This is a genomic window from Solimonas marina (assembly GCF_012241385.1).
In the GTDB taxonomy this organism is placed as follows: Bacteria; Pseudomonadota; Gammaproteobacteria; order Nevskiales; family Nevskiaceae; genus Solimonas; species Solimonas marina.
The window spans coordinates 126256-147858 of sequence record NZ_JAAVXB010000006.1; the positions used below are offsets into that span (position 1 = coordinate 126256).

At 66.2% G+C, this 21603-nt stretch carries 24 protein-coding genes; 8 read left to right on the forward strand and 16 right to left on the reverse strand.

Annotated elements, in window-relative coordinates; genetic code table 11:
* Positions 1–36 precede the first annotated feature (36 nt).
* Both G7Y82_RS12200 and G7Y82_RS12205 read right to left on the reverse strand, forming a co-directional pair.
* Complete coding sequence (locus G7Y82_RS12200; protein ID WP_168148404.1) at positions 37–384, reverse strand: YciI family protein; 348 nt, start codon at positions 382–384, stop codon at positions 37–39.
* Positions 385–429: 45 nt separating this feature from the next.
* On the reverse strand, positions 430–1209 hold the full coding sequence (locus G7Y82_RS12205) for an SDR family NAD(P)-dependent oxidoreductase (RefSeq protein WP_168148405.1): 780 nt from the start codon (positions 1207–1209) through the stop codon (positions 430–432).
* Between the two features lie 246 nt (positions 1210–1455).
* Between G7Y82_RS12205 and G7Y82_RS12210 the strand changes: the two genes are divergently transcribed.
* Positions 1456–2715, forward strand: a complete 1260-nt coding sequence (locus G7Y82_RS12210) for an alkaline phosphatase family protein (protein ID WP_168148406.1) — start codon at positions 1456–1458, stop codon at positions 2713–2715.
* A gap of 6 nt (positions 2716–2721) precedes the next feature.
* Entirely contained in the window at positions 2722–3987 is a 1266-nt protein-coding gene (locus tag G7Y82_RS12215) for a cytochrome-c peroxidase (RefSeq protein ID WP_168148407.1), read from the forward strand.
* 75 nt (positions 3988–4062) lie between these two features.
* On the opposite strand, the gene G7Y82_RS12220 is transcribed toward G7Y82_RS12215, so the two are convergent.
* From G7Y82_RS12220 to G7Y82_RS12235, 4 genes are all read right to left on the reverse strand, one after another.
* Positions 4063–5382, reverse strand: a complete 1320-nt coding sequence (locus tag G7Y82_RS12220) for a sigma 54-interacting transcriptional regulator (protein WP_168148408.1) — start codon at positions 5380–5382, stop codon at positions 4063–4065.
* Between the two features lie 177 nt (positions 5383–5559).
* Positions 5560–6915 carry a glutathione-disulfide reductase gene (gene gorA, locus G7Y82_RS12225; RefSeq protein WP_168148409.1) on the reverse strand — a complete coding sequence of 452 codons (1356 nt, stop codon included), beginning with the start codon at positions 6913–6915 and terminating at the stop codon, positions 5560–5562.
* Positions 6905–7321, reverse strand: a complete 417-nt coding sequence (locus G7Y82_RS12230) for a VOC family protein (protein ID WP_168148410.1) — start codon at positions 7319–7321, stop codon at positions 6905–6907. Before G7Y82_RS12230 ends, gorA begins: the two co-directional genes overlap by 11 nt.
* A gap of 15 nt (positions 7322–7336) precedes the next feature.
* A complete protein-coding gene (locus G7Y82_RS12235; RefSeq protein WP_168148411.1) occupies positions 7337–8731 on the reverse strand; it encodes a class II fumarate hydratase in 1395 nt (464 codons plus the stop codon).
* Positions 8732–8863: 132 nt separating this feature from the next.
* Between G7Y82_RS12235 and purB the strand changes: the two genes are divergently transcribed.
* Positions 8864–10231 (forward strand): adenylosuccinate lyase, encoded by a 1368-nt coding sequence (purB, locus tag G7Y82_RS12240; RefSeq protein WP_168148412.1) that lies wholly within the window; start codon positions 8864–8866, stop codon positions 10229–10231.
* A gap of 21 nt (positions 10232–10252) precedes the next feature.
* Positions 10253–10774 carry a DUF7931 domain-containing protein gene (locus G7Y82_RS12245; RefSeq protein WP_168148413.1) on the forward strand — a complete coding sequence of 174 codons (522 nt, stop codon included), beginning with the start codon at positions 10253–10255 and terminating at the stop codon, positions 10772–10774.
* 20 nt (positions 10775–10794) lie between these two features.
* Here the strand turns inward: G7Y82_RS12245 and G7Y82_RS12250 are convergent, their stop codons facing one another.
* The 10 genes from G7Y82_RS12250 to G7Y82_RS12295 all read right to left on the reverse strand — a co-directional run bounded on the left by G7Y82_RS12250 (position 10795) and on the right by G7Y82_RS12295 (position 17882).
* Positions 10795–11283, reverse strand: a complete 489-nt coding sequence (locus G7Y82_RS12250) for a GNAT family N-acetyltransferase (RefSeq protein WP_168148414.1) — start codon at positions 11281–11283, stop codon at positions 10795–10797.
* 32 nt (positions 11284–11315) lie between these two features.
* Positions 11316–11741 carry a GNAT family N-acetyltransferase gene (locus tag G7Y82_RS12255; protein WP_168148415.1) on the reverse strand — a complete coding sequence of 142 codons (426 nt, stop codon included), beginning with the start codon at positions 11739–11741 and terminating at the stop codon, positions 11316–11318.
* A 94-nt stretch (positions 11742–11835) separates the two neighbouring features.
* A complete protein-coding gene (locus G7Y82_RS12260; RefSeq protein ID WP_168148416.1) occupies positions 11836–12069 on the reverse strand; it encodes a hypothetical protein in 234 nt (77 codons plus the stop codon).
* Entirely contained in the window at positions 12066–12266 is a 201-nt protein-coding gene (locus G7Y82_RS12265) for a hypothetical protein (RefSeq protein ID WP_168148417.1), read from the reverse strand. The genes G7Y82_RS12260 and G7Y82_RS12265 overlap by 4 nt, the downstream gene beginning before the upstream one ends.
* Positions 12267–12356: 90 nt before the next feature.
* Positions 12357–12803: an acyl-CoA thioesterase gene (locus tag G7Y82_RS12270; RefSeq protein ID WP_168148418.1), complete on the reverse strand. Its 447-nt coding sequence runs from the start codon at positions 12801–12803 to the stop codon at positions 12357–12359.
* A complete protein-coding gene (locus tag G7Y82_RS12275; protein ID WP_168148419.1) occupies positions 12800–13015 on the reverse strand; it encodes a DUF1289 domain-containing protein in 216 nt (71 codons plus the stop codon). The genes G7Y82_RS12270 and G7Y82_RS12275 overlap by 4 nt, the downstream gene beginning before the upstream one ends.
* A gap of 128 nt (positions 13016–13143) precedes the next feature.
* Complete coding sequence (locus tag G7Y82_RS12280; protein WP_168148420.1) at positions 13144–14397, reverse strand: OmpA family protein; 1254 nt, start codon at positions 14395–14397, stop codon at positions 13144–13146.
* 167 nt (positions 14398–14564) lie between these two features.
* Positions 14565–15587, reverse strand: a complete 1023-nt coding sequence (locus G7Y82_RS12285) for a quinone-dependent dihydroorotate dehydrogenase (protein ID WP_168148421.1) — start codon at positions 15585–15587, stop codon at positions 14565–14567.
* A 40-nt stretch (positions 15588–15627) separates the two neighbouring features.
* The gene (gene ribA, locus G7Y82_RS12290; protein WP_206370637.1) at positions 15628–16230 is read right to left on the reverse strand and encodes a GTP cyclohydrolase II; all 603 of its coding nucleotides are present in this window, start codon (positions 16228–16230) and stop codon (positions 15628–15630) included.
* 233 nt (positions 16231–16463) lie between these two features.
* Positions 16464–17882 (reverse strand): 3-oxoacyl-ACP reductase, encoded by a 1419-nt coding sequence (locus G7Y82_RS12295; protein ID WP_168148422.1) that lies wholly within the window; start codon positions 17880–17882, stop codon positions 16464–16466.
* 317 nt (positions 17883–18199) lie between these two features.
* Between G7Y82_RS12295 and G7Y82_RS12300 the strand changes: the two genes are divergently transcribed.
* The 4 genes from G7Y82_RS12300 to G7Y82_RS12315 all read left to right on the forward strand — a co-directional run bounded on the left by G7Y82_RS12300 (position 18200) and on the right by G7Y82_RS12315 (position 21563).
* On the forward strand, positions 18200–19048 hold the full coding sequence (locus tag G7Y82_RS12300; RefSeq protein WP_168148423.1) for a hypothetical protein: 849 nt from the start codon (positions 18200–18202) through the stop codon (positions 19046–19048).
* A gap of 171 nt (positions 19049–19219) precedes the next feature.
* Positions 19220–20284, forward strand: a complete 1065-nt coding sequence (locus tag G7Y82_RS12305) for a lactate/malate family dehydrogenase (protein ID WP_168148424.1) — start codon at positions 19220–19222, stop codon at positions 20282–20284.
* Positions 20277–20717, forward strand: coding sequence for an ACT domain-containing protein (locus G7Y82_RS12310; RefSeq protein ID WP_168148425.1), 441 nt, complete (start codon positions 20277–20279; stop codon positions 20715–20717). The genes G7Y82_RS12305 and G7Y82_RS12310 overlap by 8 nt, the downstream gene beginning before the upstream one ends.
* A 69-nt stretch (positions 20718–20786) precedes the next feature.
* Positions 20787–21563 (forward strand): SDR family oxidoreductase, encoded by a 777-nt coding sequence (locus G7Y82_RS12315; protein WP_168148426.1) that lies wholly within the window; start codon positions 20787–20789, stop codon positions 21561–21563.
* Positions 21564–21603 lie beyond the last annotated feature (40 nt).

Here is a 21603-nt window from a genome sequence, read left to right on the forward strand (position 1 = left end):
CATCCAACTGCCATTCACCCTCGCCCGCAGTCTCTGCTAACTGAGCGACGCGCTGCCCTGGGAAAATCGCACGTTGAGGCTGATCACCCCCTCGTTGATCAACCAGCGACGAACCTCGACGGTGCGCAGGCCGGCAACCACCATCGGATCGCGGCGGGCAATGGCCGTCGCGGCCTCAAGATTGATGGCGCGCAGGATGGTCATCCCTGCGCCGTCCATACCGCCGGCTTCATCGACATAAGGCCCCGATGCGAACAGCACACCGGCGGCCTCGAGGTCGATCATGTAGCGTAGATGCGCGTGCAATTTCGCACGCATCGCCGCCACATCGCCGAGCGGCCGGCTTTGTACGACGTACAGCGGCAGGCGCAGCATCTGCTGCATCAGCGCTTCGACTTCCGCGTCTGGCGTCATCTCGTCCATGGCCTGTCAATCCATCACCATGCCGCCGTCAACGTGATAGGAGCCGCCCGTCATGTTCGCCGCCTTCTCGTCGGCGAGGAATGCAACCATCCTTGCGACATCGAGGGGCTGTTGCGGACGGCCCTGCGGCACGTTCGACACGAAGCGGCGCAAAGCCTCATCGAACGACAGGCCGTCGGCCGCCGCCATTTCCTCGACGATGCGGTCGTGCAAAGGGGTCATGACGATGCCGGGGCACACGGCATTCACCGTGATGCCATGCGGGATCAATTCCATCGCCAGGCTTTGCGTCAAGCCGATGACACCGAACTTCGACGTGCAGTAGTGCGAAAAATTCGGGTAACCCATCTTGCCGACCACCGACGACAGGTTGACGACGCGCCCATAGCCACGCGCGATCATCTGCGGCACCAATGCGCGCAAGGTCAGGAACTGGCCTTTGAGATTGATGTCGAGCACGCGGTCCCACTCGTCCTCGCTCATTTCGGTCAGCGGCATGCGCCGCGAGACGCCAGCATTGTTGACGACGATATCGGCGGCGCCGAATTCACGCTCGACGAACGCCGCCAGTGCAAAGGCCGAATCCCAACTCGTCACGTCATGCTCGGCGACGGCGGCACGGCCGCCGCCGGCGATCACCTCGGCCGCGATCTGGTCGGCGGCCACCACATCGATGTCGGCGATCACGACCGCCGCCCCGCGGCGCGCCAGCTCACGCGCGATCGCCGCACCGATTCCATTGCCCGCGCCGGTCACGACCGCCACGCGATTCTGCAAGTCGAGCATCTGAATTCCTTGAAATCCCATTCTGATCAATGGCCTGCGGAGCATCGTCCGCGGCGGCCACGGCCAGCTTAAAGGCGCAGGCCGGACACAAAATTGCGCTGCGTCAATTTCGCGCGCGCCGACCTTGATGGCATTCAGCTTTCCGGCCCGTCAGCCAAGCGCATGTCCCGTGATAGATCGATTTCATGGAACCGTCACCCAGCCTCATTAAGGTTCCGCCGCCATCTATCCCGAAGACCGCTCGAAATGATCAGGAACCTGAAAACTGCGGCGCTGGCCGCGTTGTCGTTGAGTCTCGGCGTCAGTCTGTTCGCCGCCTGCAGCAACAACCATCACGCCACGACCCAGCAGGACATCAAGCATGTCTTCGTCATCGTGCTGGAGAACAAGAACTACCAGGACACCTGGGAAACCAGCACGCAGGATCCGTATCTGCGCAACACCCTGCGGCCGCAGGGTGCGCTGCTGACGCAGTATTTCGGCACCGGCCACGTCAGCCTCGACAACTACATTGCGATGATCAGCGGCCAGGCCTCATCGAAGTCGACCGAAAGCGACTGCACGACCTACAGCGACTTCACGATGAGCGGCACGACCGAGGACGGCCAGGCGATCGGCGACGGCTGCGTCTACCCGGCGTCGATCAAGACCCTGCCCGACCAGATGACGGCCGCCGGCCTGAGCTGGAAGGGCTACATGCAAGACATGGGCAATGACCCGACGCGCGAATCGGCGACCTGTGGCCACCCCGAGATCGGCAGCGCCGATCTGACCAACACCCCGGAGGCGGCCAGCGAGAGCGTACCGGCCGGGGACCAGTACGCGACGCGCCACGATCCGTTCGTCTACTTTCATTCGATCATCGACTCGCCGACCTGCGACGCCAATGTCGTCAACCTCGACCAGCTCGACACCGACCTGGCGTCGGCCGACACCACGCCGAACTTCGTCTTCATCACGCCGAACGTCTGCAACGACGGTCACGATGGCGACGGCACCGGTGCGGCCGGCAAAGGCTGTGTTGGCGGAGCGCCGGGCGGCCTGTCGTCCGCCGACGCGTTCCTGCAGACCTGGGTGCCGAAGATCATGGCATCCGATGCCTACAAGCAGAACGGCCTGCTGATCATCACTTTCGACGAGAGCAGCTACGCCTCGACCGACGTCAGCACCGATGCGGACACCGGCAAGACGACCTACACGCTGACCTTCGACGGCGCGTCGTGCTGCAACCAGCAGATCGGACCGAACATCACGCGGCCGAGCGAGGAGACCTTCGAGGCCTCGTCGTCGCTGACTTACGTGCTGAAGACCGTGGGCGTTGGTGGTGATCGCATCGGCGCGCTGCTGCTGTCGCCGTACATCAAGGCCGATACCACCTCGGACGTGCCGTACAACCACTACGCGATGCTGCGCAGCGTCGAGGACATCTTCGGCCTCGCCCACCTCGGCTACGCCGATCAGGCCGATCTGACGCCGTTCGGCAGCGACATCTTCAACAACTTCTGACGTCGCATGCGCTTGCGCAATGCCCAAGGCGCCGGCCTCGTGCCGGCGCTGTGTTTTCTTCTGTCGCTCGTCGCCTGCCAGCGACACGACGCCGACGGCGCGCCCGCGCCGGCGCCCGACGCCCGCTCCGCGACGCACCCCGACCGCGCAGCCCTGGCCGCTCTCGGCCGCACATTGTTCTTCGATCCGGCGCTGTCCGCGTCGGGCCGGCTCGCCTGCGCCACTTGCCACGACCCGGCACACGCCTACGCACCGGCCGATGGCCGTGTGCTCGAACGCGGCGGCCCGGGCCTGGAACAATCCGGACTGCGCGCCGTACCGTCGCTGCGCTACGACCTGGCGCGCGTCCCGCACTGGGCGCAGGAATATCAGTCGAGCGCAGTCGAACGCATGACCGACCGCGACAATCAGCCGGTCGGCGGTTACACCTGGGACGGACGCTATGACAGCCTCGCGGCGCAGGCCGCGTTCCCGTTGCTGGCGCCGAACGAGATGGCCAACCACGATGCGGCGACCGTGGCGGCGGCGATTCGTCGGGCGCCGTACGCATCGCGCTTCACCGCCTTGTTCGGGACCGGCGCGCTGGACGACGCCACGCAAACGCTCGCCGCTGCCGGCCGCGCGCTGGCGCGCTTCGAGCTCGACGATCCGAGCTTTCATCCATACAGCAGCCGCTTCGACGCGTTTCTCGACGGCAAGGCCACACTCAACGACGCCGAACAGCGCGGCTATGCGTTGTTCGTCGATCCGAACAAGGGAAACTGCGCGTCCTGCCATATCGCCACGCCGGGCGCCGACGGTTCACACCCTTTGTTCACGGACTTCAGCTTTCATGTGCTCGGCGTGCCGCGCAACGCTCGCATTGCCGCCAATGTCGATGCGCATTACTACGATCTCGGGCTGTGCGGGCCGATCCGCAGCGACCAGACGCAACGCCGCGACTACTGCGGCATGTTCAGAACGCCGAGTCTGCGCAACGTCGCGACGCGTGCCGCGTTCTTCCACAACGGGGCCATCCGTTCACTGCGCGATGCCGTCGCCTTTTATGCGACGCGCGACAGCGACCCCGGGCGCTGGTACCCGGAGCACGATGGCAAGGTAGAGCGTTACGACGATCTGCCGGTTGCGCTGCGCGACAACGTCGATATCGTCAATGTGCCGTTCGCCGGCCAGCGCCGCCACGGCGCGACGCTCAACGACGCCGAGGTCGACGACATCGTCGCGTTTCTGAAGACCCTGAGCGACGCAGACGTCGCAAGAGCAGCCCCGTAGGAGCGGCGGCGCCGCGAGGACACGCCCCCGCCCGCCCTTGACGCGGCCTCACGCCGCTCCCACGGACTGCAAGCGTCAAGCCACCGCGTAGATCTGATGGCTGTGATGATTGGCCGGCTCCCAGAGGCGGATACCGGCATCGATTTCGTCGACCTGCAACAGCGTGTCGCCGCCGCGCACGCCGTAATCGACGAACGCCGACTCGAGCACGCGCACCAGCGCACGGATGTTGCCGTGCCAGCGGCAGTTCTTGACGCGCATCCAGGCGTCCTCGGACAGCCCCTTGGGCTCGGCCCAGGTCGTGCAGCGCGACGCCAGCTTGGACAGCGTGGTCGCGACCACGGCGATCATGTCTTCTTCGCGCTTGTACAACTCCGGCACCGACAAGGTCGCTGCGCCGATACGCGTGAATTCGTCGATGTTCACCGAGTTCTGCAGCGACTCCCAGCTGCGGTTGGTGGCGAACACGATGGCGCATTCCAGCGACTGCTTGGCGCTGGCGCCAAACGGCAGGAACTGGCCATTGTCGAAGGCTTCCATCAGCACTTCCATCACCGGACCGGTGATGCCGTGCGATTCGTCGATGAAGCAGACGCCGTCGCGCGCGTGCGAGAACGCACCGGTGCGGCTGCCGGCGCCCGGAAATGCGCCGGACACGTGACCGCAGAGCAGCGATTTGACCGCTGCCTTGTCGCCGGTGTTTTCAGCAGCGAGGTTCACCGACACGAAGCGGCCGCGATCACGCACCAGATAGTAGTAATAAGCCAACGTGGTCTTGCCACTGCCGGGCCCGCCGAGCAGGTAAGTACGATGGATGCCGTTGGCGGCGTAACCGCGGATACGGGCGGTCAAGGCCTGCAGCTCGGGGCTGAAAGCGTAGAAATTGCGCATCGGCGAATTCTCGACCTCGGTCGAGACCGGCATGCGGATCAAATTTTCCTCGATCACCGCGCCGAGGCGCTGCGGCAGCTGGCGCACCACGGATTCGGCATTCGGGGCCAACAGCAGGCGCATGCCGCCGAGCCGGTTCTCGTTGCCGCGCTTGGTCAACCACTGGCCGAGGGCGGTCAGCTGCGCATGCGTGATGGCGACGATCAGCGTCGTGCGGCGGCCACTGGCACGCGCCGCGAGGACCGCATCGGCCAGGCCATCGAGCAGACTCGGTGCGAGCAGCATGCTGAGCACGAAGTCGGCCTCGGGTGCCGGCATCTGCGGACCGAGCTCGGCGGCGCTGCGCATCTGCAGCGGCCGGTCGTCCGGCGACAACTCGGCCAGTCCCTGGCCCAACTCCGGATCGCGCGCGTGGAATTCCGATGCATAGACCTGCAGGAATGGTGCGGCGGCGCGATCCGCGACCATCGACTGGATATCCGCCTTGCGAGTGATGCCGAACATGTGACGAGTCCCTTCATACGCTGTACGTACCGTCACCTTAGGCCGCCGCCGGTACCAGAGCGCGCCAGGGCCGATGAAACTGGCCACGCTGCCGACAGGCGGCATTCAGGCCCGGCCCGAGACTTGCAAGGCGCACGCTTATCGTCTTCAGGCTACCGCTCGTCCCCGCCCCGCGGCTCAGGCGCGCGGCTGGCGCATCGTCACGAATTCCTCGGCGGTGGTCGGGTGGATGGCGATGGTCTCGTCGAACTGGCGCTTGGTGGCGCCGGCCTTGAGCGCGACCGCCAGTCCCTGGATGATCTCGCCGGCATCCGCGCCGACCATGTGCGCACCGAGCACGCGGTTGTCGTCGGCATCGACGACCAGTTTCAGCAGACAGCTCTCCTTGGCGTCGGTCAGCGTCAGCTTCAACGGCTTGAAGCGGCTCTCATAGACCTCGATACGGTGCCCGCGACGCACGGCGTCCTGCTCACCGAGCCCGACCGTGCCGACATTCGGCAGGCTGAACACGGCGGTCGGGATCAGCTCGTAGTCGACCGGTGCATATTCGCTCGGGCGAAACAGATGACGAGCCACCGCCATGCCCTCGGCCAGCGCCACCGGCGTCAGCTGCGCGCGGCCGATCAGGTCGCCGACCGCATAAATCGACGGCTCGGCCGTACGGTAGTGATCGTCGACTTCGACGAAACCATGTGCATCGCGCGTCGCGCGCGTGGTGTCGAGGCCCAGATCGGTTTCGGTCGGTCCGCGGCCGGTCGCGAACAGCACGCAATCGGTCGTCAAGGTCTCGCCGGTGTTCAGGTGTGCCAGCAGCGCGCCGTCGTTCTGACGCTCGATGCGCGTCAGATCGGTGTTGAAGCGCAAATCGAGGCCCTTGAGCCTGAGTTGATCGCGCAGATGCTCACGGATGCCGTCATCGAAGCCGCGCATGAACAGCTCGCGGCGATAGATCTGCACGACATCGACGCCGAGGCCGCGAAACACCGAGGCCAGCTCGACAGCGATATAGCCGCCACCGACGACCAGCGCGCGACGTGGCAGTTCGGGTAAGTGAAAGACGTCGTCCGAAACGATGCCCAGTTCGGCGCCGGGAATATCCGGCCGCAGCGGTCGACAACCGGTCGCGACGAGGATGTTGTCGGCCGTCACGCGTTCGCCGGCCACCTCGACCGCATGCGGTCCGACGATGCGCGCGCGACCGCGGATCAGGCGCGCACCGGCCTTTTGCAGGATGCTGTCGTAGATGCCATTGAGCCGCGCGATCTCGCGGTTCTTGTTGGCAAGCAGCGTCGACCATTCGAACGCGGGATCATCGACCGACCAGCCGTAGCTGGCGGCCTGCGCGAAGTCGTCGGCATAGCTGGCGCCATAAACGAACATCTTCTTCGGTACGCAGCCGAGATTGACGCAGGTGCCGCCCAGGTCTCGGTCCTCGGCAACGGCAACGCGCGCCCCGAAGTTGGCGGCGAAGCGCGCCGCGCGCACGCCGGCCGAGCCGGCGCCGATCACGAACAGATCGAGGTCATGCGCCATCGGCGATCCCCGGCATGTCGGTCGGCTGCGCGTCGTTGGCTACCTCGATCAGATTGCCGTCCGGGTCGCGGAAATAGACCGACATCATCGGTCCGAGCACGCCGGTGCGCGCCACCGGCCCCTGCTCGACGGCGACGCCGAAGCGGCCGAGCTGGCTGATGATTTCCTTCATCGGCGTGGTGCTGACGAAACACAGATCGGCGGTGCCGGCCATCGCGTGCCTGGCGTGCGGCGTGCCCAGCGCGTCGGCCGCATGCAGATTGATCTTGTGCCGCCCGAAACCGAGCGCGCGGCGCCCGTCGTCGAAGCTCAGCGCGCGCATGCCCAACACGTCGACGTAGAAGGCGACGGTGGCGTCGATGTCGCGCACTGTCAGCACCAGATGGTCCAGCCTCTCGATATACATGTCTGTCCTTTCTCGTCAGTGCCCAACGCCACCCAGCGTCAGCTTCGCCGGGTCCAGCAGTGTGGCCAGCTCGGCGCGCGGCAGGCCAGTGGCCTCGGCAGCGACATCGAGGATCGGCCGGCCTTCCTTGTAGGCCCGCTTGGCGATCGCCGCGCCCTTTTCATAGCCGATCCGCGCATTGAGCGCCGTGATCAGGATCGGATTCTTGGCCAGCGCCTCGCCAATGTGTTGCTTGCGCACGCGAAAGCCGGCGATGGCGCGCTCCGCCAACAGCCGCGACACCTTCGCTTCCAGCGAAATGCTCTGCAGCAGATTGAGCGCGATCACCGGCAGCATGACGTTGAGCTGGAAATTGCCGGCCTGCGCGGCAACGGTGATCGTCGCATCGTTGCCGATCACCTGCGCCGCGACCTGCGCAGTCGCCTCCGGAATGACCGGATTGACCTTGCCCGGCATGATCGACGAGCCGGGCTGCAGCGTCGGCAGCTCGATCTCGCCGAGGCCGGCCAGCGGACCGGAATTCATCCAGCGCAGATCGTTGGCGATCTTCATCAGCGACACGGCGATGGTCTTCAACTGGCCGGACAGCTCGGCCGCGGTGTCCTGCGCCGACAAGGCCTCGAAGTAGTTGGTCGCGGTCGTGAACTTGATGCCGGTGCGCGCAGCCAGTGCCCGTGCGAAGCGCTTGCCGAAGCGCGGATCGGCATTGATGCCGGTACCGACCGCGGTGCCGCCGAGCGCCAGCTGCAGCAGCCGCGGCTGCACTGCGTCGAGTCGCTCGATCCCGTGGCGGATCTGCGTCGCCCAACCCGACAGCTCCTGATCGAAGCGCACCGGCATCGCGTCCATCAAATGCGTACGGCCGGTCTTGGTCACGCCCTTGAGCTGACGCGCGCGCTTTTCGATGGTCGTCGCCAGAAACTTGAGCGCCGGCTTGAGTTCGGCGTGCACCAGCAACGCGGCGGCAACGTGAATGGTGGTCGGGATCACGTCGTTCGAACTCTGCCCGTAGTTGACGTGATCGTTGGGGTGCACGGTCTTTTTCAGGCGCTTCGTCGCCAGGTGCGCGATGACCTCGTTGGCGTTCATGTTGGTCGACGTGCCGGAGCCGGTCTGGAACACGTCGATCGGAAAATGTGCGTCGTACCGGCCGTCCGCCACGTCCAGCGCGCAGACCGCGATCGCTTCGGCGCGGCCGGCATCGAGCAGACCCAGCTCCCGGTTGACCTGCGCCGCAGTCGCCTTGACCAGGCCCAGCGCGCGAATGAAGGCGCGCGGCATGGGGATGCCGGACACCGGGAAGTTGTCGACCGCGCGCTGGGTCTGCGCGCCCCACAGCGCGTCGGCGGGCACCTTGAGCTCGCCCAGACTGTCGTGTTCGATGCGGAATTGCGCCCTGCTTTTGGCCATGGAGCTGTCCTTATGGTCGATCGTGGCGGCGCAGCAGGCCCCGCCTCGGATAAAATGCCGCCCCAGCCTACACCGACGACGCTGGCCCGGGGACCACGCCGCCGCATCGTCGACATTCGAGTCGAACCGCTAATGAATCTGACGTCCTTATCCGCCATTTCGCCGATCGACGGCCGTTACGCCGAGAAGACCGTGCGCCTGCGCGCGATCTTCAGCGAGTACGGCCTGATGCGCTACCGCATCCTCGCCGAGATCCGCTGGCTCGAAGCGCTGGCCGCGCGCGCCGACATCCCCGAGGTCGACGCCTTGTCGGAATCGTCGCGCGACAAGCTCGAAAAGATCGCGTCCGGCTTCAATCTGACCGAGGCGCAGCGCGTCAAGGCGATCGAGGACACGACCAATCACGACGTCAAGGCCGTCGAGTACTACCTCAAGGAAAAGATCAACTCGCACCCGGAGCTGTCCGGCATCAAGGAGTTCATCCATTTCGCGTGCACATCCGAGGACGTCAACAACCTCTCGCACGCGATGATGCTCAAGGAAGCCCGCGAAGCGGTGCTGCTGCCGATGATCGACCAGGTCATCACCGCGATCGGCCAGCTCGCGCAGACCTATGCCGAGCAGCCGATGCTGTCGCGCACCCACGGCCAGCCGGCCTCGCCGACCACGCTCGGCAAGGAGATGGCGGTATTCGCACAGCGCATGCGCCGCCAGCGCGAACAGTTCGCCGCAGTGCCGCTGCTCGGCAAAATGAATGGTGCGGTCGGCAACTGGAACGCGCATCTGGCGGCGTATCCGGACGTCGACTGGCCGGCCGTCACGCAGGCCTTCATCGCCGACCTGGGCATCGAACAGAGCCCGGCAACGACGCAGATCGAGCCGCACGACTACATCGCCGAATACTTCCACGCACTGTCGCGCTTCAACACCATCCTGATCGACTTCTGCCGCGACGTCTGGAGCTATATCTCGGTCGGCTATTTCAAGCAGCGCACCGTCGCCGGCGAAGTCGGCAGCTCGACGATGCCGCACAAGGTCAACCCGATCGACTTCGAAAACGCCGAAGGCAATCTCGGCATCGCCAATGCCCTGCTCCAGCATCTGGCCGAGAAGCTGCCGATCTCGCGCTGGCAGCGCGACCTCACCGACTCGACGGTGCTGCGCAATCTCGGCGTCGGCGCCGCGCATTCGCTGATCGCCTACCAGTCGGCGCTCAAGGGCATCGGCAAGCTCGAAGCCGACGCCTGGAAGATGGGCCAGGACCTCGATCAGAACTGGGAAGTGCTCGGCGAAGCGATCCAGACCGTCATGCGCCGCTACGGCCTGCCGGAACCGTACGAACAACTCAAGCGCCTGACGCGCGGCCAGAAGGTCGGCCGCGAAGCGATCCGCGACTTCGTGTCCGGCCTCGACCTGCCGGACGCCGAGAAGCAGCGCCTGCTGGACATGACGCCGGGCAGCTACACCGGCAACGCGGTGTCGCAAGCACAACAGCTCTAAACGGCTTGCCGACGAACCGGCATGGTCGACGCTCGCGATCCGGATGCCGGACGCACGGGGCTGACGCCGCCGGCGACGGCCCTGTACGGGCATGCCGAGTACACGCAGACGGCGCTGAAGCTGATCACGCGCACGCACCTGCGCCTGTGCCTGTTCAGCCCGGAACTCGACCGTCGTGTCTGGGGCCACCCCGGCCTGGTTGAGCTATTGCGCGCCTTCGCCCTGCGGTCGGCGCACGCGGAGATTCGTATTCTCGTGCACCGACCGCAGCGCATCGCGCAGGCCTCGCACCGACTGGTCGAGTTGGCGCGGCGGCTGCCGAGCCGTATCCGGATCCGTGAAGTCAGCGAAGAGCGTCGTTCGTTCCTCGAGGAGTATGTGATCGGCGACGAACTGGCGGTGCTGCGCAAGCGTCGTCACGACGACGCCGAAGCACAATGGTACGACCACGCCCCGATGGAAGCGCGCCGCTTGCGGCGCCGCTTCGACGCGCTATGGGACGAATCGCTGCCGGCACGTGAGCTCGCCGAGCTGCGCATCTGACGGCGCAGCGAACAGCGCCCTCAGACCGCCGCCAGGGTCTTGCCGAGACAGATCGATCGCGGGTTATCGATGTATTTCCCCCACGGCGCAACCTCCGCATAGCCATGCCGGTGATAGAACGCCACGGCGCGCTCGTTGACGATGCGCGTCGACAGCACGATCGCGCGGTATCCGCAGGCCCGCGCGCGAGTCTCCAACCCCAACAACAGAGCGGCGCCAACACCGCGCGTTCCCGGCGCGGCATACATGCGCTTGATTTCGGCAACGCCGTCGGCCTGCGGCCGCAAGGCGCCGCAGCCGCACGCGCGGCCGGACGCGTCCCGCGCAACCACGAACGCCGCACCGTCGACTCGTACGTCGTCGTCGGCGAAAGACGATGTCCCGCCATCACCGGTCAGGTGCAGCAGCGCGTGGCTCAGCGCGACGAGTAAACCACGTGCGTCCTCGTCAGCGGGATCGGCGGAATGGACGCTCAAAGTCTGTGCGGCTTCGGCTTCAGTCGTGGGCATTGGCGGTGGATCGTATGGTCATCAGGATGGCCTCATGCGCGCAGGCCCATGACGCAGCGAATCTCCTGCAGGGTCTGACCGCCAAGCTCGAACGACTGCACGCTGTCCATTTCGACGACGAAGCCGACAGCCGTATAGAAACGCAGCGCACGCGCGTTGCCGGCCAGCACCCAGAGCCGGACACTGCGGTAATGCGCAGCCAGTTGTGCGCGCGCCTGCGTCCACAGCGCGCGGCCGGCGCCCGACGACCAATGTTCGGGGGCCACATAGAGCGCCCACAACTCGCCGACATCGGCAGCAACATCTGGGTCGCGACAGGCGCCGAACGCGGCCCAGCCGTGCAAGCCCCCATCGCGCAGGCCGAGCAAGACCGTCGAGCCCGGCCGTGCGATCCCGTGACGCCATTGTTCGGCGTATTGCTCGACCGACATCGCCGCCAGGTAGGCATCATCGACCACGCCACGATAGGCCGCGCGCCACGAGCGGACCTGTACGTCCGCGATCGCAGCCGCGTCATCGACTGTCGCCGCGCGTATCGTCAGCGCCGTGGCATCAGTGCCCAGGTGGTGCGCCCTTGAGCCAGCAGATGAAGACGAGCGCAGCGCAGACCAGCGCGGTGTAGCCGACAAACAAGGTCTGCCCGTAGAGCGGCCGCAGCCAAGTGAGTCCCAAGAACAACAGCGCCAGACTGAGCGCCAGCACGATCCAACCCTGCCAGCGCACCGGCATGCCCCAGCCCCAGCCAAAGCGCCGGCGCGGAAACCAGTAATCGGAACGCGCGTTCATGGCCGGCGGCGACGCTGCTCGCGCGGCACGCGCAGGTACAGTGGCAGCGATCGGCGCGACGACAGCACACCACTCCAGAAACCGACTTCAAGCAGCACACCGGCCACCAGCACCGCCAGCAGCCCGGTGGTACTGGCCACCGCGTAGCAGCACAGCGCCGCCAACAGCAGCGCCATCAGCATCACGACTCGGGTCATGGCTCGCCTCCTTTGGCTCGGGCACTCGAGCATGACATCAGATTACGCCCGGCGGCCTCGCGACGCATCCGCTGCGATGCAAGGCCAGCGTCAGCTCGCTTCTTCCGGCGCGATGCGCTCACGCGAGCGAATAAAGGCCTTGACGTGCTCCGGCACCGACACCGCTTTCGCGTTCTCGTAGTCGAACCACACCAGCACGCCGCGTGTGACCGCGACCAGCTTGCCGTCGATGAACATGCCGCCCTCGGTATTCATGCTGCTGCGGCCAATACGGCGCAGGCGAAAACCGAAGCGGATCTGCGCCGGATGATGCACCTGCGCAATGAAATCGCATTCGATACGCGCGAGGATGAAACCCGCCTTGCGCCAGAACGCCGCGTCGTTGCCGATCAGCGGTGCAAAGTAGTCGAGCCGCGCCGACTCATCGAAAGTGAAATAGCGCGCGTTGTTGACGTGGCCGAGCATGTCGCAATCCGACCAGCGGGTCGGAATCTCGAAGAAGTAGCCGAAGTCGGCCTCGGTCGGGCGTTCGCTCATGCAGCGTCCTCGTCGTTTGGAAAATCCAGCAGGCGCGCAGCGGCACGATCGCGAATCTGTCGCCGCTGCGCCGATGTCGCCCGTGCCCATGCCGCAATCTCGTCGAGATCGCGGCCGCAACCCAGGCAATGACCGTGCGCGCCGAGCCGGCACAGCTTGATGCACGGCGAAGGCACGTCGACGTCGTCGGCGATGATCGGGTTCTGCTTCATATCCGCGCGACGCTAGCATCCCCAGGCGCGCGGAGAAAGCATTGCGGTCGACACAGCGAGGCTCCGCAGCAAAAAAGGCGCGGCGACTCCCGGTCACCGCGCCTTCGACGAACAGCCTGACGGCGTGCTTATTTGACCGTCATCGTAAAGTCGACACGACGATTGCGCGCACGGCCGGCTTCGGTGTCGTTCGGCGCCACCGGGTTGGTATCGCCGGCGCCGACCGCCTTCATCCGGGCCGCTGCAATGCCGCGACGGATCAGATGCTGACGCACCGATTCCGCACGCTGCAGCGACAGAGCCTGATTGTAGTTGGCGGTACCGACCGTGTCGGTATTACCAGTGATCAGTACGTCGACGTTCTCTTGATTCTTCAGTGTCTGTGCCAGCGAATCGAGGACCGACCGCGCCGCATCGGTCAACACGGCCGTGTCAGTGTCGAACTGCACGGTCCCGACCTTGAGCGTCTGCGAGATCATGCAGCCGTTCGCATCGACAGCGAGGTCGTGATACGTCGCCGGACACTTGTCGGTCGCATCCGGCACGCCGTCGCCGTCCTCGTCGCCGGCCGACTTGCCGTCCTGCGAGACCGGGCAACCGGTGCCGTCGACCGGCGTGCCGCTCGGGGTATCCGGGCACAGATCGGCACTGTCCGGAACGCCGTCGTGATCGGAGTCGACCTTGCAGTCGCTGCGACCCGTAACCGGGTCGACCACCGCCAGCGGGCATTCCTGGGCCGGCTCCGGCGGCGCGCTGTGACCCGATGAGTGCAGGAAGAACAACGGCATCTGCAGGCCCACCGTGAAGCGATAATCGATCACGAAGTTACGGTTGGTGTCATCGGGGTCGAACTGTCCGAGCGCCCGTGCCTCGACGCGTGCCGCCAAGCCGTGCCAGCTGAGCGGACCGAGCGGCAGCAGCGCACCGCCACCGACGTCAATGCCGAAATGCTCGTTGCGATGTCCCTGGACGTCGTTCTGCACGACGCCGAGACCGCCGAGCACGAACGGCTTGAAGCGATAGTTGCCGAGCATGCCGAAGCCCTGGTGACCAAAGTCGTAGACCAGGTCGAACATCAGGCCGGACTGATAGTCGTTCTTGCCGTCGATGTCACGCTCGCGCACCAGACGATGTAGCGTCGCTTCCGCCGACCAGCCCGGATAACCGTACTGCGACAGCGGCAAGCCGAACTGGACCTGCGCGCCCTGGCCATCATCGGAATGACGCGTCGGGTCCGGAATTTCGTAAAGGTAACCGGCGCCGACATACGGAATATCGTCGTAGTCGTCACTGGTCACGGCTGCCGCGGTGCCCGCCCACAGCAATGCCCCGAATGCGAGAACGCAGGCGCCTTTGCCCGCGAGACCACCGTTGAAACGCATGCTTCGACTCCCGTTGCTTGCGATGGAACGACCGGCGCCGCACGCATCCCCGTTATGCGCACCTACAGCTTCCCCACACCGGACGAAGGGCCAGTGACCTGCGGCCCCGTGAAAGACACGACTCTATAGACAGAACCTTACAGCAACAACCGTGACGTGGCGGATTTTTAGGTCACGCCGCTTTGTGCTGCGCGGGCGCACTCGCCGATCAAGGTCGGTCCGCGGTAGATGAAGCCGGTGTAGACCTGCAGCAGGTCAGCGCCGGCGCCGCGCCGCGCCGCAGCCGTCGTTGCATCACCGATGCCGCCAACGCCAATCAACAAGAAATCATCGCCGACGCGCTGACGCAGGCCGCGCAGCGTGCGTTCCGCCAGCGGCGCCAGCGGCGCGCCCGACAAGCCGCCGGTTTCGCGTGCAAGCGGCTCGGCATCAAGCCCTGGCCGGGTGATGGTCGTATTGGTCGCAATCAGTCCGTCGATGCCCGACTCACGTGCAACGCGGGCAATGGCATCGAGCTGCTCGTCGTCGACGTCCGGTGCGATCTTGACGAGGATCGGCGTGCGCTTGCCGTGCTGCTGTGCCAGCGCCTCGGCCTCGCGCTTGATCTGCTGCAACAGCGCGCGCAGATTCGCCTCGTCCTGCAATTCACGCAGGTTCTTGGTGTTCGGCGACGAAATGTTCACCGTCACGTAGCTGGCGCGGGCATAGACCTTGCGCAGACAGATCAGGTAATCGTCAGCAGCACGCTCGATCGGCGTGTCGAAATTCTTGCCGATGTTGATACCCAGCACGCCGGCGTAATCGCTCTCGGCGACGCGCGCCAGCAAATGGTCGACACCCTTGTTGTTGAAGCCGAGGCGATTGATGATCGCGCGCTGCGCTGGCAGGCGAAACATGCGCGGGCGCGGATTGCCCGGCTGCGGCCGCGGCGTCACCGTGCCGACTTCGACGAAACCGAAGCCGAGGCGCGCCCAGGCATCGAGGCATTCACCGTTCTTGTCGAGGCCGGCCGCCAGGCCGACGCGATTGGCGAAGCGCAGGCCGAGCAGTTCGACCGGATCGTCGACCGCTCGCGCCGAAAACGGCAAGGTCGCCAGCTTCGGCAGGCGCGCAAAGGTTTCCAGCGTCAGCTCGTGCGCACGCTCGGCGTCGAGCGTGAACAGCAACGAGCGCGCGAGGTCGTAGATCATCGTCCGGCTCCCGGTCGGGCGAGCGGCGCCGCGCGGCGCCTCAGTGTGACTCGAACAAATGGCCGAGCTTGGCGGCCTTGGCGTCCAGGTACTTCTCGTTGTACGGGTTGCGTCCGCTTTCGATCGGCACCCGCTCGTCGATGACGATGCCTTCCTTCGTCAGCGCATCGAGCTTGCGCGGATTGTTCGTCATCAGGCGGATATGACACAGGCCGAGCTGGTGCAGCAGCTCAATGGCCAGACCGTATTCACGCGCGTCGGCCGGAAAGCCGAGTTGGTGGTTGGCTTCGACGGTGTCGGCGCCCAGATCCTGCAACTCGTAAGCGCGGATCTTGTTGCCAAGCCCGATGCCGCGGCCTTCCTGGCGCAGATAAAGGACCGCGCCGCGGCCTTCGGCGGCAATCTTCTGCAGCGCGATGTTGAGCTGTGCGCCGCAGTCGCAGCGCAGCGAGAACAGCGCATCGCCGGTCAGGCACTCGGAATGGACACGAATCAGCGGCGGCGCGCCGGACAGATCGCCGAGTGCGATCACGACATGTTCCTTGCCGTCCGGTGCTTTGAACACCGTGATCCGGAACTCGGCGAATGGGGTCGGCAGCTTCGCTTCCGCGATCCGCTCCAACTGGTAATCGGAGGACTTCAAAACACTCTCTGGTGCGGCGGACGGCGGCGGAAAAGGCAGGCCTTCACCGGCGCGCCCGGCCCGGGGGCGCAAATCATACCCGAAGCCGGCATTTCGCCGGCATGGCCCGGCCTGCGACCGCCGGCGGCAACGAGCCGAAACGACCGCGGCCTGCGCCGCCCCTACCCGTTGTTCATCGGGACGACACAGACCGCGATCACAGCCCCGCCGCGGCGGGCCCGCCTGACCTGCTATTACGCGCCGAAGTAGTTCTGGCCGCAGACGCGCATGGTGCGGCCGTTGACGGCGCTGGCTGCCGGCGAGGCGAAGAACGTCACCGCCTCGGCGATGTCCTGCGGCAGACCACCCTGCGACAGCGAGTTCAGGCGGCGGCCGACTTCACGCGGGCCGAACGGCATGGCCGCCGTCATCGCGGTCTCGATGAAACCCGGCGCCACGGCATTGATCGCGCCGCCACGCTGGGCGAACACCGGCGCCATCGTGTCGACGTAGCCGATGATGCCGGCCTTGGTCGCACCGTAGTTGGTCTGGCCGGCGTTGCCGCTGATGCCGCCGATCGACGAGATGCAGACCACGCGTGCCCCGTCGTTGAAGCCCTTCTTCAGCAGCCCTTCGTTGATGTTGAGGATGGCCGCCAGATTGATGTTGATGACCATGTCCCAGAAATGCGCGGGCATGTTGCGCAGCATCTTGTCGCGCGTGACGCCGGCGTTGTGGACGACGATATCGAGGCCGCCGAAGTCCTTGCCGACTTCCGAGGCGATGCGCGCGGCGGCGTCCGGGGCCGTCACGTCGATGGCCAGACCGACGCCGCCGATCTTCGCCATGGTCTCGCCCAGCCCGCCCTCGGCCGACGGATGGTCCATGCCGACCACCTTGGCACCCTCACGGGCCAGCGTCTCGGCGATCGATGCGCCGATGCCGCGCGCCGCGCCCGTCACCAGTGCGATCTTGCCTTCGAGGCTGCCCGGCAGCGCCACGGCACCGGTCACCGGCTTGCTCAGCGGCAGCACCTGACCGGAAACGAACGCCGAATGCTCGGACAGGAAGAAACGCAGGACCGCGTCGATCGCATCGTCGGCGCCGGCCGGCACTTCGATCAGGTTGGCGGTCGTACCGTTCTTGCCGACTTCCTTGCCCAGCGAGCGGATGAAGCCGCGCAGCGCGGTCGACGCGGTCTTGGCCTTGACGTCGGAAATCGACTCCGGCGCGCGCGACACGAGCAGCACGCGGCCATTGCTGGCCACACCGCGAACGACCGGCTGCACGAAGTCGTATAGCTCGCGCAGCTGCGCCGGCGAGCTCAGGCCCGAGGCATCGAAGACGATGGCATTGTTGCGCGTGCCACCTTCGGCGCCCGGGTTGGTATGCAGCTTGACGTTCAGCGCCGCGCCGGCCGCCTTGACCGGGCCCAGGCCGGCGTGATCGGTGATGACGCGCACTTCACCGCCGGCACCGGCGATGGCGCGCAGGATCGGCTGGCTGAGCGTCGCGCCGCTGGAGGCACCGACCAGGACGTAGCGGCCGTCGAGCGGCTGCATCGCCCACGGGGCGTCGGCACGGCGCAGGCGCGGCGGCGTCGGCAGCCCGATCAAGCCCGAAATGGTCTTGCCGAGCGAGGAATGGGTGAATTCGAAATAGCGGTCGTTCATCTTCGTTCCCGAATGAGACGCGTGAATAGCAAAAAAGTCGGATCGTGATTATGGACGCCTCCGACGGCAATCAACATCGCGGATTGACCAGAGCGCCACGACGCAAACGCCATTGACGCACACGCTGGGTGAACCGATAGTGAGGCGCCCATGGCCGGTCGGGTTCTTCGCGACGCGGAGAATCCAAGGAGGAGACCGCGCCGAGCGCAACAGGGGGACGAAAATAGGACCGCAGCGGGGGAAACGGTCCAGGGCCGCACAAGGATTCGTCCTAGAAGATCATTCAAAATGCCAACGAGTCGCTTGGGATCTACATCATGAAGGGTTGGAAAATCTTGGTTGCCGCCATCGTGGTCGGCGTCGGCACGTATTTCGGGTTGGAGTTGTTGCTTCCGCACCACGAGGTCGAGGTCAAGCTCAGCGGTCTGGTACCGTCTGAGAAGGTGTTCGGCAGCAGCGAAAAGGCGCCGGAGCAGCTCGCCGCCGCGGACGCGGCGACGCCGGGCGCCACCGACGGTACCGCCGGCGCTCCGGCCGAAGCCGCGCCGAGCACCGACGACGCGATGGCCGACAGCACGGCCACGCCGGCCACCGGTACGTCGGCCCCGGCTGATACGGCCGACGCCAGCAGTGCCGAGCCGCCCGCCGACGCAACGGCCGCTGCCGCCAGCACCGACAGTGCAGCGCCGGCTGCGGCGCCAGAACCCGCGGCCGAGCCCGAACCGGCACCGGAACCGGAGCCCGCCGCCGCGCCGGCGCCGGAACCTGCGCCCGCAGCAGCCGCACCGAAGCCGATGCCGAAACCCAAACCGGTCGCCAAGCCCAAGCCGGCGCCGAAGAAGCCCGCTGCGCCCAAGGTCTGGTGGACCGGCGCCAGTGGCGGCCTCGACGTGGTTTACGTTGGCTCGGCGTCATTCGAGCGCGCCATCGCCATCCTCGCCGGTTCGGCATTTGCCAGCGCCGACAGTGCCCAGCAGTCGGTGCATATCAGCAGCGGCGGCAAGGCGGTGTTCGGCACCTGGAAGCTCAACGACAAGAACCCGCGCATGCTGCTGTTCCCGGTCAAGTCGCTCGGCAACTACACCGTCAAGATCGACGGCACGCTGCGCGATGCGCAGGGCAAGACCGTCGGCTCGTCGATGCAGGGCGTCGTCTACGTTCAGTGACGGAACGCGGGCCGGCCGCCACGCGCGGCCGGCCCGCTCGCGGTACCATCCCGACCTTTTCGCCGGCAGTGCCGCCCACGCGGCACCCCGCCCGTCGTGTTCCCTGCCCGCGCCGAGCGGCGCGCGCCTTGCATGGCTAGGGGCTCTCACTTTTTTCGGGATTTTCCTCTCGTGGACATCGCCATCGTCGGCGCCAACGGCGACGTCGGCCGGCAGCTTGCCGTGCAGATCGTCGGCCGCCGCCTGCTCACGCCGCGCGCCCGCTTACAGCTGATCGGCCGCCGCGGCGGCGCCAGCGAACGCGCGCTGCACGGCCTGCGCGCCGATCTTTATGACGCCTTCGCCGAAATCACGCCGGAGATCGACGTCGGCCTCGCGCCCGAAGACGTCGCCGCCGACCTCATTTTGTTCGCCGCCGGCGCAACACCGGCCGCGTCGCCGCATGGCTCGGTCGATCGCCGCGAGCTGGCCAAGACCAATCGCGCGGTGTTCGAGTCCTACGCGCGTTCGCTCGCACAGCGCGGCCACGGTGAGGAAATCGTCGTCGTCGTCACCAACCCGGTCGAACTCGGCGTATCGGTGTTCGCGCGCCACCTCGACCCGCACCGCGTGATCGGCATGGGCGCCTATCAGGACTCGATGCGCCTGCGCCGCGAGATCGCCACCGACCTCGGCGTGCGCCGCCAGCGCGTGCAGGCCTACGCACTCGGCGAGCACGGCGATGCGCTGGTGCCGATTCTGTCGCGCGTCTGGATTTACGGCTTCGACGATGCCGAGAACGCGCTCGCACGCGACCGCCTGCGCGGCGGCCGCAGCGTTGCCGCCTTTGCCGAACGGCTCGCCAGCGAAAAGCAGGTGCTGCGTGGCTTCCTCGCCGACAATCGCGTTGCCGAAGCCTTCCTGCACGCCGAAGCGCTGCCCGCCGATCTGCGCGCGGTGCTGATGCCGGTGCTGACGCATGTTTCCGGCGCCAAGACCGCGGTATCGACGGCGTCGGTCACCACCGAACTGGTCGAAACCATTCTGTCCGGCGGCCAGAGCGTGATTCCGGCGCAGGTCCAGCTCGGCTCGCATGACTGGTTCGGACCGCCGGGCGTGCTCGGCGTGCCGGTGATGTTCGGCCTGCGCGGCTGGTCGCGCCCGACCGATCTCGACATGGACGACGACGAACATCGCACGTTGCTCGACGTCGCCGCCCGCATCCAGCGTCAGATCGAGGACTGGAGCCGTGACTGAATCGAACATGCGTCATGTCGTCTACGTCGCCGAAGTCGCCGACCGGCCTGGCACCGTGCATGCGATCGCCGCTGTCTTCGCCCATCGCGGTCTGTCGATGCGCGCGCTGATCGCCGACGCCAGTCGCCAGCCGGCGCGCATCCTCGTGCCGTTCATCGGCAGCGAGCGCCAGTGCACGATGGTCGAGCAAGTCATCGCGCGCCTGCATCACGTGCGTGATCTGCGCGTGCTGCCGGCCGACGCGCCGGAACTGCGCGCCAGCGCCGTCTGCAGCCTCGCGACACCGCCGCCGGATCTGCCCGGCATCGACATTCACGCCGCCGGTGATCGGTGGGTACTGAGCGGCAGCTACGGCGACATCGAACGGGCGATCGAACAGCTGCGTCGCGACGACACGCTGCTCGACGTCTTTCATACCGTCGCCGTGCTCTGAACGACGCGCGGCGGCACCGGGCCGCTGCTGCCACAATAGGCGGCAGACCCATCAATGAGGAGAATACGAATGGCAACCCGCCTATTCGATCTGGACGGCCGCGTGGCCATCGTCACCGGCGCATCGCGCGGCATCGGCGCCGCCACCGCGCGACTGCTGGCCGAACAGGGGGCGCACGTCGTGCTCGCATCACGCAAGGCCGCCGATCTGGAAAAAGTACGTGACGAAATCGTCGCGTCCGGCGGCAAGGCCAGCGTCATCGCCGCCCACGCCGGCGTCAGCGCCGATCTGCACAAGCTGGTCGCCGACAGCGTCGCCGAACTCGGCCGCCTCGATATTCTCGTCAACAATGCCGCGACCAATCCGCACTTCGGCCACGTCACCGAAACGCCGATGGAAATGATCGACAAGACCGTGCAGGTCAATCTGCGCGGCTACTTCGAATTGTCGGCGCTGGCCGCCAAACAGATGAAAGGCAACGGCGGCGGCGCGATCGTCAATATCGCCAGCGTCAACGGCATCAAGCCGGGCCTGTTCCAGGGCATCTATTCGATGACCAAGGCGGCCGTCATCAACATGACGCAGTCGTTCGCCAAGGAATGCGCGCCGTGGAACGTGCGCGTCAACGCCGTGCTGCCGGGCCTGACCGAAACCAAGTTCGCCTCGGCACTGACCCAGAACGACGCCATCCTCAAACCGGCACTCGCCCACATTCCGCTCGCGCGGGTCGCACAGCCCACGGAAATCGCACCGGCCGTGCTGTACCTGGCGTCCGACGCGGCGAGCTATGTAACCGGCACCACGCTGACCGTCGACGGCGGCCTGCTCGGCTGCGGCGGGCTGTAGCGAACCGCGAGGTCGAAAAGCGCGTTAACCGCAGATTTCG